Origin of the sequence: Embleya sp. NBC_00896 (assembly GCF_045207785.1) — a bacterium.
GTDB lineage: Bacteria > Actinomycetota > Actinomycetes > Streptomycetales > Streptomycetaceae > Embleya.
Map to the genome: position 1 here is coordinate 4,277,018 of NZ_CP108776.1, position 13,150 is coordinate 4,290,167.

Genomic DNA, 13,150 nt, shown 5'->3' on the forward strand with positions numbered 1-13,150 from the left:
GTCGAAGACCGGGTCGAGCGGCGGCTTCGACGCGCCGACCGGCTCAGCGAGTCGGCGGCTTCTTGCCCGTGACGCCCATGTAGACCAGCGTCGAGAGCGCGGGGCGGACGTCCTTCATCTTGATGTTCCAGGACTCGAAGCCCTTCTGGTGCCCGGCGACCGCCGCGAGCATCGCGACGAGCGTGCCCGCCATGGCGTTGGGCTGCACGTCGTCCGCGACCTTGCCCTTGGCCTGCATGGCCTCGATGGCCTCGGTGAGCGATCCGGTGACCGCCGTCAGGATCTTCTGACGCACCTTGTAGAAGCGCTTGTCGCCCTCGGCCGAGGCCAGGTCGACGACGCGCAGGATCGGCTCGTAGTCCCGCCAGAAGTCGAGGAAGCCGTCGGCCAGGGCCTCGGCCGCGGCGTAGCCGCCCTTGCCGGCCCAGTTCTGGTCCTCGGCGAGAGTCTTCAGACGCTGGCCGTCCTTGGCCATGTCGTTGGCGATCTCGAGGATCGCGCTCTCGACGTCCTGGAAGTATTGGTAGAAGGTGGCGGGAGAGGTGCCTGCCATACGGGCGACGTCGATGACCTTGACGTCCCGGTACGGAGACGTGTCGAGCATCTCGCGGAGGCAGTCGAGCAGCTTTTGCCGCGTCGCCTGTCCGCGTCGCCCGGCGACGCGGCCGTCGACGGTGCGAACTTGTCCTGTCATGCCGTCAGTTTACGGGCGCATGATCGGTTTCGCTGTCCGCCGCACGGAGGAAAGCGGGCATTTCCCCGCCGCCGTGCATGAGCAGTTCGGCTCCACTGACGTACCGTGACATGGGCGACGCGAGGAACAGGCAGACGTCCGCGACGTCCGACGCGTCGGCCAGCCGACCCAGCGGGATGGTGTCCGCGACGCGCTGCACGCCGGCCTCGTCGCCGTAGTGCAGGTGCGCCTGTTCGGTCCGTACCAGGCCCACGATCACGGAGTTCAGCCGGATCTTCGGCGCCCACTCGACCGCGAGGGAGCGGGTCAGCGAGTTCATCCCGGCCTTGGCCGCGCCGTACGCCGCGGTGCCGGGCGAGGGCCGTACGCCGCTCACGCTGGAGATGTTCACGATCACCCCGCCGGTTTCTTGACGGTGCATCAAGCGGTGGGCGGCCTGCGCGAAATACAGCGGACCGAGCAGATTCAGCTCGATGATCGCCTTCGAGAATCGCGGCGACGCGGTGGCGGCGTCGGTCTGCGGTGCCCCGCCCGCGTTGTTCACCAGCACGTCCAGCCGGCCGAACCGCTCCTCGATGAACTCCACGGCGGCGAAGGCCGTGTCGGGGTCGCGCACGTCGGCGGGGGTGTAGACCGCCGTCCGGCCGCCCGCGCTCGGCAGGGTCTCCGGTTCGCTGCGCGAACACACCACGACGTCGGCCCCGGCGGCCAGGAAGCGTTCGCTGATGCCGCGTCCGATGCCCTTGCCGCCGCCGGTCACCAGGACGACGCGCCCGGTCATGTCGAGCGGGTTGGTGGAGGACGTCATGGCCTGCTCCTGAAGGGCTCTGGTGTCGTGGGCGCCACGCTCGGTTCGTCTGGCGTGGGTCGCTCGGGGTCAACTATGGTGGCAGAAATCTGACGATCAGTCAGATCGGGTGGTGATGTGCCTCTCACGACCGGACGGCCGCGTCGGCCGCACCCGCCGGTACATGGGTACGTGACCAGCCGATCCGACGCACGCGGCCGAATGGATCTGGTTGCCATGGCTATCCGTTACGAGGTGCGTGAGGGCATCGCCGAGGTGGTGCTCGACGCACCCCCCGTCAACGCGCTCACCGTCGCCGGCTGGTTCGAACTCGCGGACCGACTCCGCGACGCGAGCCGCGACCCGCAGGTCCGGGCCGTCGTGCTCCGGGCCGAGGGGCGCGGTTTCAACGCCGGCGTCGACATCAAGGAAATGTCGAACACCGAGGGCTTCGACGCGCTCGTCGCGGCCAACAAGGGCTGCTTCGACGCGTTCGCGGCCGTGTACGACTGCGAGGTGCCGGTGATCGCCGCGGTGCACGGCTTCTGCGTCGGCGGCGGGATCGGCCTGGTCGGCAACGCGGACATCATCGTCGCGTCGCACGACGCGTTCTTCGGCCTGCCCGAGGTGGACCGCGGCGCGCTCGGCGCGGCCACGCACCTCGCGCGGCTGGTCCCGCAGCACCGCATGCGTCAGATGGTCTACACGTCGGAGAACGCCCCCGCGGCCGAACTCCACGCGTACGGCTCGATCTACAAGCTGGTGGACCGCGACAAGCTGGTCGAGACCGCGTTCGAGGTGGCCCGCAGCATCGCCGCGAAGAGCCCGACCGTCATCCGCGCCGCGAAGGCGTCGCTGAACGGCATCGACCCGGTCGACGTCAAGCGCTCGTACCGCTATGAGCAGGGCTTCACGTTCGAGCTGAACCTGACCGGTGTGTCGGACGAATTGCGCGATGCCTTCACCGAGGGTCGCGACGCGGACACCTCGAAGTAGACGGGAGCAACCATCCATGGCCGACAAGCGCATGACGCCCGATCAGGTCGTCGCACAGCTCTCCGACGGGATGACCGTCGGCATCGGCGGATGGGGTTCGCGGCGCAAGCCGATGGCCCTGGTCCGCGCGATCCTGCGGTCCGACCTCAAGGACCTGACCGTCGTCTCGTACGGCGGTCCCGACGTCGGGCTGCTCGCCCGGGCCGGCAAGGCGAGCAAGCTCGTCTACGCGTTCGTGTCGCTCGACTCGATCCCGCTCGAGCCGAACTTCCGGTACGTCCGCGAGAACGGTCTCGTCGAGGCGGTCGAATACGACGAGGGCATGTTCCTCACCGGCCTGCGCGCCGCCGCGCAGCGGCTGCCGTTCCTGCCCACCCGCGCGGGTCTGGGCTCGGACATCCTCAAGGTCTCGCCGCACCTGAAGACGATCGAATCGCCGTACGGCGACGAGACGTTGGTGGCGATGCCGGCGCTGAACCTGGACGCCGCGCTGATCCACGCGAACGTCGCCGACGAGCGCGGCAACGCCGCGCTGACCGGCCCCGACCAGTTCATGGACGACCTGTTCTGCCTCGCGGCCGAGAAGGCGTACGTCTCGGCCGAGCGGATCGTGCCGAGCGAGGAACTGCTCAAGGCGGCCGGCTGCGTGCACACGCTGACCGTGCACCGCTACATGACGCACGGCGTCGTCGAGGCCCCGAACGGCGCGCACTTCACCGAGTGTCCGCCGGAGTACGGCCGTGACGAGGCGTTCCAGAAGGCGTACGTCGCCGCGGCGGCCGACCCCGAGGCGTGGGCCGCGTTCGAGCGGCGATTCCTCAAGGTCGAGAGCGAAGCGGCGTACCAGGCCGCCGTCGAGGAGTTCAAGAAGGAGACGGCCAAGTGAGCACCGAGACCCTGACCGAGGCACCGGGAGTCGCGAGCCGCGCGGACATCTGCGTCGCGGCCGTCGCGGACTGCTTCCGCGGCGACGGCGAGATCATCGGCAGCCCGATGGGCACGATCCCCACGATCGGCGCCCGGCTCGCCCGCGCGACGTTCGAGCCGGACCTGATGCTGTCCAACGGCGAGTCGTACTTCTTCGAGGGCGACGCCCGACTGGGCGCCAAGCCGGACGAGTTCGCCGTGGTCGGCTGGATCCCCTACCGCCAGGTGCTGGACGTGCTCACCTCGGGCCGCCGGCACGTGATGATGGGCCCGGTCCAGATCGACCCGCACGGCAACGCCAACATCTCGGCGATCGGCGACTGGGCCAAGCCCAAGCGCCAGGTGCTCGGTTCGCGCGGCGGCCCGGGCAACACGATCAACCACACCACCAGTTACTGGATCCCCAAGCACTCGGCGCGCGTGCTCACGCCCAAGGTGGACATGGTCTCGTGCGTCGGTTACGACCGCGCGGCCTCGGTCGGCAGCGCCGGCCGCTTCCACGAGGTCCGACGGGTCGTCACCAACCTGTGCGTGATCGACTTCGAGACCGAGGCGAAGGTGATGCGGCTGCGGTCGCTGCACCCGGGCGTCACGGTGGCGGAGGTCGTCGAGGCGACCGGCTTCGAGCTGGTGATCCCGGCGGACGTGCCGACCACGCGGGTGCCCACGGACGAGGAGCTGCGGATCATCCGCGACGTCATCGACCCGCGCGGCATGCGGCTGCGCGAGGTGCCGGCGTGACGGGCTCCGCGGTGACACCGCACCCCGCGCTGCGCAACGGGTTCACCGAGAAGTTCGGCGTCGAGTACCCGATCGTGCAGACCGGCATGGGCTACGTGTCCTATCCCAGGCTGGTCGCGGCGACCGCCGAGGCCGGCGGTCTGGGCATCCTGGCCTCGGCCACGATGACGTACGACGAACTCGTCGCGGCGATCGCCGCGGTCAAGAAGACGACGGCCAAGGCGTTCGCGGTCAACCTGCGCGCGGACGCGCCGGACGCGGCCGAGCGGATCGACCTGATGGGCCGCGAGGGCATCCGGGTCGCGTCCTTCGCGCAGGCGCCGAAGAAGGACCTGATCAAGCGCGCGCACGACCTGGGCATGCTGGTGGTCCCCTCGATCGGGGCCAAGCGGCACGCGCAGAAGGTCGCCGAGTGGGGCGTCGACGGCGTGATCGTGCAGGGCGGCGAGGGCGGCGGGCACACCGGCTCGATCCCGACCACGCTGCTCCTTCCGCAGGTGACCGACGTGCTCAGGGGCAGCGACGTCACGGTGATCGCGGCGGGTGGCTTCTTCGACGGGCGCGGCCTGGTGGCGGCGCTGGCGTACGGCGCGGACGCGATCGCGATGGGCACCCGCTTCCTGCTGACCTCGGACAGCCCGGTGGGCACCGCGGTCAAGGAGGTCTACCTCGCGACCGACGTCAACGGCACGGTGGTGTCGAAGGAGGTCGACGGCGTCCCGCACCGGGTGCTGGCGACCGATTTCGTGAAGAGACTCGAACAGCGGTCCGTGGTCGCGCGCTACCCGCGCTCGATCGCCAACGCCCTGAGATTCCAAAAACTGAGCGGGACCAAACTCACCGACATGGTCCGCGAGGGCCTGGCGATGAAGAAGTCGCAGGGGCTCAGCTGGCCGCAGGTGCTGATGGCGGCCAACACCCCGATGCTGCTCAAGGCCGCGATGGTCGACGGCCGTCCGGACCTGGGCGTGATGGCCTCGGGCCAGGTCGTCGGCGTGATCGAGGACCTGCCCTCGTGCGCGGAGTTGATCGTCCGCATCACGGCCCAGGCGAGCGAGATTCTGCACGACCTCGAATCGCGGGAAAGTTGATGACGCAATAACCCTGCCCGGGGCCTGAGTTCCCGTCGAGTTTGCTCCGAGAAAATCAAGATCGTTTACGTGATTCTCGGGGTATTCTCGGACGCCCCGTCAATGTGCCTGCGTGGTGTCGCCGTTCCTTCGGCGGCACCACGTTGTGCTGTCCGCACGGGGTGAGGAAACCGTCGCGGGGGTGGGTCCAGACCCACCGCGTTTGGGGGCCGGCTCCAGTGTTCACGGCCGCTCGCGACGACAGACTCGATCTTGTCAGCGCAGCACGCGGTGAATCACGAGGGGACCAGACGATGGCGAAGCACCCGGCGACCGTTCGCGTCGCACGATGGAGTGCCACACACCCGTGGCGAGCGATCGGTATGTGGGTCGCGTTTATCGTCGCCTGTCTGGTCCTCGGCGGGATGGTGGGGACGGAGAAGACCCACGACAAGGACTTCCGCTTCGGCGAGTCGGGTCGCGCCACCGAGATCCTGGACCAGTACGGCATGATCGGTGCGGCCGACGAGAACGTCCTGATCACCGCGAAGGACGGGGCGAAGCTGGACCCGGCCGCCGCGAGCAGGGCCGCGGCCGATGTCACGCAGCGCCTGCGGCAGCTCAAGGAGGTCGACAAGGTCGGCGAGCCGGTCACCGCCGACAACGGCTCCGGGGTGTTGGTGCCGCTCACGATGAGGGGCGACCCGGAGAAGGCGAAGGATCACATCGATCCCCTGCTGAACGCCACGAAGGCGGCCCAGAAGGCCAACCCCGACGTGCGCATGGCGGAGATCGGTGACGCGTCGATGAACGTCGCGCTCACCGAACAGATCGGCAAGGACCTCGGCCAGGCCGAGCTGTTCAGCCTCCCGGTCACGCTGATCATCCTGATGGTCGCGTTCGGCGCGATGATCGCCGCCGCCGTGCCGGTGCTGCTCGCGATCACCGCGGTGGTCGGATCGATGGGCCTGTACGGTCTCGCGTCGCACGTCTTCCCCGACGCGGGCAGCGTGGCCAGCGTGGTGATGATGATGGGCATGGCGGTCGGCGTCGACTACTCGCTCTTCTACGTCAAGCGTGAGCGCGAGGAGCGGGCCAAGGGCCGGAACCGGATCGACGCCATCGAGATCGCAGCGGCGACCTCGGGGCACGCGGTCGTGGTCTCCGCCGTCGCGGTGGTCGTCTCGATGGCCGGCATGTACCTCGCCGACGACGCGGTCTTCGCGGGCCTGGCCACCGGTGGCATCATCGTCGTCGCGGTCGCCATGATCGGTTCGCTGACCGTGCTGCCCGCACTGCTGGCCAAGCTGGGCAACAAGATCGACCGGCCGCGGATCCCGATCCTGTGGCGTCTGACGGCCCGTGAGGACCGCGAGCCCCGGGTGTGGAAGGCCCTGCTGCGGCCCGCGCTGCACCACCCGGTGATCACGCTCGTGGTGTCGGTCCTCGCGCTCGGCGCGCTGGCCCTGCCGGCTTTCGACATGAAGCTGCAGAACACCTCCTCGGACGACTTCCCGCGCGACATGTCGATCATGAAGACCTACGACCGGATGACCGAGGCGTTCCCGAACAAGAACACCCCGAGCGACATCGTCGCGCTGGCCCCCGCCGACAAGAAGGCCGAGACGAAGGCCGCGGTCAAGCAGGCCCTCGCCCGTACCGAGCGGAGCCCGCTGTTCGTGCACGGCTCCGACCCGAAGATCGAGGTGTCCACAGACGGCCGGGCGTTCAAGGTCAGCGTCACCACGCCCAACCGCAGCTCGAGCACCGGGGCCAAGGACGCGCTCAAGGAACTGCGCGAGGTGATCCTGCCCGAGACGGTCGGCAAGGTCCCCGGCGCGGAGAGCGCGGTGTCCGGTGAGACCGCGCAGAACAAGGACTACGCCAAGCGCGTCATGGGCAAGCTGCCGCTGGTCATCGGCTTCGTCCTGCTGCTGACCTTCATCATGATGTCGGTGACGTTCCGCTCGGTGGTCGTGGCACTCACCGCGATCGGCATCAACCTGCTGTCGGCGCTGGCGTCCTTCGGCTTCCTGGTCCTGGTCTTCCAGCACGAATGGGCCGAGGGGATCCTGGACTTCAACTCCAACGGCACGATCATCTCGTGGCTGCCGCTGTTCCTGTTCGTGGTCCTGTTCGGCCTGTCGATGGACTACCACGTCTTCGTGGTCAGCCGGATCCGTGAGGCCGCGCAGAGCGGCCTGAACACCCGGGACGCGGTGGAGAAGGGCATCACCGGCTCGGCCGGCGTGATCACCAGCGCGGCGATCGTGATGGTCTCGGTCTTCGCGGTGTTCGGCACGCTGAGCATGATGGACATGAAGCAGATGGGCGTCGGCCTGGCCGCCGCGGTCCTGATCGACGCGATCGTGGTCCGCATCGTCATCCTCCCGTCCCTGATGACCCTCCTCGGCACCGCCAACTGGTGGCCCAGCCGCATCCCGAGGATCCACGCCCCGCAGCACGCGGTCCCGCAGCAGCCGGCCGACTACGAACCCCACGTGTACGAGCGCCAGTTCTGATCCGACCCGCGAACCCTCGAAGGCGCGGCCACCGAAATCGGTGGTCGCGCCTTTCGGCGTGCATCCGCCGGTTCCGTGCCTGCGCACCGGGATTGCTCGTTGCTCGGTCCGAACTGGTCTGTCCAACAACGGTGTTGATGTGCCGTCAGGTTTCGGGAAACGTGCTTTCGCGGGTGGGGTGGGGGCGCTACGCTCGGCGCGGACCGGTCCGGCTGGTTGGGGGCGTGGGTGTCGGACGGTCTTGTTGATATGTGGCCCGGGGCCCGCCGCGACGCATCGGGGGATGTGCTTGTCGCCGGCCGTCGTTCACTTTTGCGAAAGATGATTGCCTTGACCTTGAAGAAACCTTCATTCAGGACCGTCGGTGCCGTGTGCACCACGGCCGCGCTCGCGCTGACCGCGACCGTCGTGGCCATGCCGGTCGCACAGGCCGTGCGGCCCACTCAGGCCGCGCCGGGTGACCCGGTGGAGCTGGTCTACACCTCGGGTTGGGTATCCGGAGGGTTCGGTCTGCTCCGTGCGGACGGCGGCGGCGGCCGCTCGCCGGTCGCCGAAACCGGGCTCAACACCCTCGACGCCGTGTCCAAGGACGGCAAGCGACTGGCCGGTCGTTCCAGCGCGGCGAACGACTTCCGGTATCGCACGGTCGACGCCGACGGGACCAGGGCCGCGCACATCGTGGTACCCCGCGGCCACGGTCAGGACTCGGCCTTCTCGCCGGATGGTTCGACGCTGTACCTGTCCGGCGACGTTGTCGGGGATCACACCGGGACCCAGTCCCAACTGCTGACGGCTCCCGCGGATCGGGACGCGACCGCCCAGCCACTGCTGCCGGCGCAGACGATCTCGTGCGACCGTTTCCTGTCCACATCGACGGGTCGGTACGCCTTCTCCCGGAAGGCTCCGATCGGCGACCGCTGCGGCGGTGCGTCGTCGGTCATGCTCTACACCCCGGGAACGGGCGCGGTCGAGACCGCCGTCGAGCTGAACGACGCGGGCGTGGAGGTTCCCGTCGAGGGAGTCTTCCCGAGCATTTCCCCGGACGGGACGCGCCTGGTCTACATGCGGATGCTGCCCGGCGGCGAGCGTGCCGAGTTGCGCGTCCTCGATCTGGCCACCAAGCGCAGCAAGGCCGTGTACGAGGACTCCAACCTCTGGCCCGCGCGGTGGTCGCCCGACGGCCGGTTCCTCGCCTTCGGCGTCTTCAACGTCAGTAAGCGCCTCGACCTGGTGACGGGTGCGGTGAACCTCATCGGCCCGAACGGCGGAGAGGTCCAGCCGATCTGGGCGAACCGGACCGTGACGCCGTCGGTGGGCGTGCGCGTGCACGGCGCGAACGCGATCGAGACGGGTGTGGCGACGTCGCGGTTCAAGTACGACGCGGCCGGGACGGCGACGGGTGCGCGCAAGGCGAAGGTCGCGGTGTTGACGCGCTCCGACGCGTTCTATGACGGCCTGGCGGGTGCGGGTCTGGCGGGTGCCAAGGGCGGCCCGATGCTGCTCACGCCGAAGGCGGGTCTGGCGCCGGCGGTTTCGGCCGAGTTGGCGCGGATTCTGGCGCCGGGCGCGATGGTGTACGTGCTCGGCGGTGCGGACGTGGTGTCCACGGCGGTCGACAACCAGGTGCGGGCGCTCGGTTTCGTGCCCAGGCGGCTGGAGGGCGACGCGGTCGCGGATACCGGCGTGGCGATCGCGAACGAGATGACCACGGCGCCGAAGCGCGTGCTGGTCGCGACGGCCGAGGAGCACTACGACGCGCTCGCCGCGGGTGCCGCCGCCGGGTCGCGCTCGGACACCACGGTGGTGTTCACGTGGGGCGAGACGCTTCCGCAGGCGACCGAGGACTACCTGCGCTCGCTGGATCGCTCGGTGACCAAGGTGACCGCCGTCGGCGGACCCGCCGTGACCGCGCTGGAGGACGCCGGACTCCCCGCCGATCTGACCGCGAACGGCACGGACGCGGCGGATACCGCGCGCCTGCTCGCGACCGGGTTCATCGATCGGCCCAAGGCCGCCGCGCTGGTGAACCAGGAGTCCTGGCAGGACGCCTTGACCGGCGGCGCGTTGATCGCCGGCCACGGCCCGCTGCTGCTGACCACCGAGGACGGGCTGCCGGAGGCGACCACCGACTACCTCACCACGACGGCCCCCTCCCTGGACCGGCTCGTGATCGTCGGCGGGCAGTCGGCGGTCGGCGACGCCCAGGCCCGCGAGGCGACCGCGCTGACCGAGCCGGGCGCGATGTACGACTTCGTGGACTCGCCGAACGGCGACGTGAAGGTGCCGCTGGGCTAGGACCGACCGAACGCGGGGGATCACCTCCCGCGTCCGGTGCCGCCCGACGGCGATCCGACGGCGTCCGATCGCCGTGTCGGATCGCCGTCGGGCGGCAAGTGCGTTCATTGGTGGACGTCGTAGTACGGGAGCGAGTCGCCCGCGACACCGATCGCCGTCCGCCTTCGGCGGCGCGGACGGGCCCGGCGCGACCCGCCGCGCCGCAAGTCGTACTCGGCTCCGGCCGGCGGCGGTGAGCCCGCCCGACCCCTGTTCCCGAGTGACCGAGCCCAGTGCGCCGAGCGGTGGCGATCGGCGGGCCCCCGGGGGTGTGGTGACGGTCCGTCAGCTCGGGTGTTCGGGGCGCGTTCGGTGGCCTCGGGGGACGGATGCGGCTCTCGGTGACGGATTTCGTGCTTCGAACAAGTTGGCCGAGCCCCACTCGGGCGGGAGCGCGCCATGCGTGCTTGGATGGGCGGCGACTGGTGGGGCGCGCCGAAACGGCGCGTTGGTCATGGGGCCCTTCGGGGGCGCATCGGATGTGGGTGGCGCACGACCTCGCGCTGCCGAGAAAGGTTGGGCGTCGTGCCCTTGCAAAGTGGTGCGGGGAAGATCCGTCCGGTGTGGTTGACCGCGACGCTGGTCACGCTGATGTGCGCGGCAATGGTGGCCTGGATGCTCGTCCGGGCCGATCACGACTCCCGGGCCCAAGCCGCCCCGGGTCGGGACACCGTGCCCTCGAACGGTCCGCGGACGGACGCACCCGGCGCGGCCCGGACGGCGACGGGCGATCCCACGCCGACGGGCGCGCCCGGCGTGGCCGTGCCCCCGGCGGACGACGATGCCAAGCCCGGTGCGACGACCGATCCGCAGAACGCCCGAATGATCCTGAACATCGACGGTCGGTCGGTGGTCACCGATCGCCGGGGTCTGCAAGGAGCCCGCGCCGAGGTCCCCGCGCGCGACATCCGGATCGAGGCGATCTCCCCGACCGCCGACCGGGTCGCGGGGAACGTCCTGACGGCCGGCGACACGACCGGCCCCGGGCTGCGCGTGGAGTCCCTCGACGGATCCGACCCGGTGAACCTGACGCCGAAGGACGGCGCCTACATCCAGCCGGAGTTCTCCGCCGACGGCGGGACACTGTTCTTCACGCACACGGTCGACCCGCGCGGCTCGGCCGGTCTCGGCGCGCGGATCATGTCCGTCCCGGCGAAGGGCGGCTCGGCGCCCAAGCAACTCTTCGACAACGCGAACGAGTTCTGCGATTCGACGTTCGCCGCGTCCCGGGCCGGGGTGTACTCCTTCACCCGCGCGCGGAAGGCCCCTCGCGACGCGAGGCGGCCCGACGCCGCGCCGACGTGCGAGAGCACGGGTGGTGTCGTCGCGCTGTACAACGCGAAGGACGGCTCCGTCACCGATGTGCCGCGCCCGAAGGAACTCCCCCCGGTGAACCCGCTTTCGGCCATCTCGCCGGATGGCAAGCAGCTCGCGATCGTCTCGGTCGTCACCCACTCGATCCGGCTGTACGTCCAGGATCTGGAGTCCGGCAAGCTGACCCTGATCCCCGGCAACGCGACCAACATGGGCGGCGGCGTCCGCCCGGTCTTCGACTGGTCCCCCGACAGCCGCCAGATCGCGATCGACCATCAGGACGCGGGGGCCGCGGGCATCTCTCGCACGGTGGCCTACGACAGCCGGACCGGCAAGAGCAGCACGGTCTGGCCGGACGGCAGCCGGACCCCGGTCTGGCAACCGGAGCGGTCTTCCTAGATCCGAGCAGACCGAGCAGACCGAGTAGCCCACAGGGCCCTTCATACTCGCGCGACGGGCGCGGCCACCGATCCGGTGGCCGCGCCCGTGTGTGTTCGTGGTCCGTCAGCCCAGGCGTTCGATGATGGTGACGTTGGCCTGGCCGCCGCCTTCGCACATGGTCTGGAGGCCGTAGCGGCCGCCGGTGCGCTCCAGGTGGTGGAGGAGGGTGGTCATCAGGCGGGCGCCGGTCGCGCCGAGGGGGTGGCCCAGGGCGATCGCGCCGCCGTTGGGGTTGACCTTCTCGTGCGGGGCCTTGATGTCCTTCATCCAGGACAGCACGACCGGGGCGAAGGCCTCGTTGATCTCGACCGCGTCGATGTCGTCGATGGTCAGGCCGGACTTCGCGAACGCGTACTCGGTGGCCGGGATCGGCGCCGAGAGCATCTCGATCGGGGACGCGCCGCGCACGCTCATGTGGTGGATCCGGGCCCGCGGGGTCAGCCCGTACTGCTTGAGCGCCCGCTCCGACACGATCAGCAGCGCGGCCGCGCCGTCGGAGATCTGCGACGCGACGGCGGCGGTCATCCGGCCGCCCTCCATCAGCACCTTGAGCCCGGCCATCTTCTCCAGGGTGGTGCCGCGACGCGGCGGCTCGTCGACCGAGACGAGTGTGCCGTCCACGTCGATCGGGGCGATCTCGCGCTCGAAGTACCCGTTGTCGATCGCGTGGATCGCGCGGTCGTGCGAGGCGAGGGCGAACTCCTCCATCTCCGACCGGGAGATGTCCCAGCGCTTCGCGATCAGCTCGGCGCCGTGGAACTGGTCCACCGGCTGGTCGCCGTAGCGCGCGACCCAGCCCTTCGACCCCGAGAACGGGTCGGTGAAGCCGAACTGCGCGGCCGAGGTCATCGCGGCCGCGATCGGGATCTGGTTCATGTTCTGTACGCCGCCGGCCACGATCACGTCCTGCGTGCCGGACATCACGCCCTGTGCCGCGAAGTGGATCGCCTGCTGCGAGGACCCGCACTGCCGGTCGATCGTGACGCCGGGCACCGCCTCGCTGTAGCCGGCCGCCAGCCACGCCGTGCGCGCGATGTCGCCCGCCTGCGGCCCGATCGCGTCCACGCACCCGAACACCACGTCCTCGACCACGTCCGGGTCGATCCCGGTGCGGGCGACCAGCGCCCGGATCGCGTGCGCGCCCAGGTCGGCCGGGTGTACGCCCGCCAGGCTGCCCTTCTTGCGGCCGACCGGCGTGCGGACCGCGTCGACGATGTATGCCTCGGCCACTGGGGCCCCCTCTGGAATTCGACCGATCGAGTATTCGACCGTCTCGACTGACGTTCGGACTGCCCGCGTGTCGGATCGCACGCTCCGTATGGTG

General features: G+C 69.9%; 10 protein-coding genes. 7 read left to right on the forward strand and 3 right to left on the reverse strand.

Translation table 11 applies throughout. The features are described 5' to 3' along the window. Nucleotides 1–43 precede the first annotated feature (43 nt). Nucleotides 44–694: a TetR/AcrR family transcriptional regulator gene (locus OG928_RS19545; protein WP_406285469.1), complete on the reverse strand. Its 651-nt coding sequence runs from the start codon at nucleotides 692–694 to the stop codon at nucleotides 44–46. 4 nt (nucleotides 695–698) lie between these two features. Next, the gene (locus OG928_RS19550; RefSeq protein ID WP_406285471.1) at nucleotides 699–1,502 is read right to left on the reverse strand and encodes an SDR family oxidoreductase; all 804 of its coding nucleotides are present in this window, start codon (nucleotides 1,500–1,502) and stop codon (nucleotides 699–701) included. A 216-nt stretch (nucleotides 1,503–1,718) separates the two neighbouring features. On the opposite strand from OG928_RS19550, the gene OG928_RS19555 reads away from it, so the two are divergent. From OG928_RS19555 to OG928_RS19585, 7 genes are all read left to right on the forward strand, one after another. Then, nucleotides 1,719–2,477: an enoyl-CoA hydratase family protein gene (locus tag OG928_RS19555; protein WP_406285474.1), complete on the forward strand. Its 759-nt coding sequence runs from the start codon at nucleotides 1,719–1,721 to the stop codon at nucleotides 2,475–2,477. A gap of 16 nt (nucleotides 2,478–2,493) precedes the next feature. Next, nucleotides 2,494–3,363, forward strand: coding sequence for a CoA transferase subunit A (locus OG928_RS19560; RefSeq protein WP_406285476.1), 870 nt, complete (start codon nucleotides 2,494–2,496; stop codon nucleotides 3,361–3,363). Continuing rightward, nucleotides 3,360–4,145, forward strand: coding sequence for a CoA-transferase subunit beta (locus tag OG928_RS19565; RefSeq protein WP_406285479.1), 786 nt, complete (start codon nucleotides 3,360–3,362; stop codon nucleotides 4,143–4,145). Before OG928_RS19560 ends, OG928_RS19565 begins: the two co-directional genes overlap by 4 nt. After that, nucleotides 4,142–5,236, forward strand: coding sequence for an NAD(P)H-dependent flavin oxidoreductase (locus tag OG928_RS19570; RefSeq protein WP_406285481.1), 1,095 nt, complete (start codon nucleotides 4,142–4,144; stop codon nucleotides 5,234–5,236). The genes OG928_RS19565 and OG928_RS19570 overlap by 4 nt, the downstream gene beginning before the upstream one ends. Before the next feature lie 362 nt (nucleotides 5,237–5,598). Beyond that, on the forward strand, nucleotides 5,599–7,737 hold the full coding sequence (locus OG928_RS19575) for an MMPL family transporter (RefSeq protein ID WP_406285483.1): 2,139 nt from the start codon (nucleotides 5,599–5,601) through the stop codon (nucleotides 7,735–7,737). Between the two features lie 369 nt (nucleotides 7,738–8,106). Next, nucleotides 8,107–10,032, forward strand: coding sequence for a cell wall-binding repeat-containing protein (locus OG928_RS19580; RefSeq protein WP_406285485.1), 1,926 nt, complete (start codon nucleotides 8,107–8,109; stop codon nucleotides 10,030–10,032). A 564-nt stretch (nucleotides 10,033–10,596) separates the two neighbouring features. Next, the gene (locus tag OG928_RS19585; RefSeq protein ID WP_406285487.1) at nucleotides 10,597–11,784 is read left to right on the forward strand and encodes a hypothetical protein; all 1,188 of its coding nucleotides are present in this window, start codon (nucleotides 10,597–10,599) and stop codon (nucleotides 11,782–11,784) included. A 105-nt stretch (nucleotides 11,785–11,889) separates the two neighbouring features. Here OG928_RS19585 and OG928_RS19590 read toward each other — a convergent pair whose 3' ends face one another. Beyond that, a complete protein-coding gene (locus tag OG928_RS19590; RefSeq protein WP_406285490.1) occupies nucleotides 11,890–13,056 on the reverse strand; it encodes an acetyl-CoA C-acetyltransferase in 1,167 nt (388 codons plus the stop codon). Nucleotides 13,057–13,150: the final 94 nt, after the last annotated feature.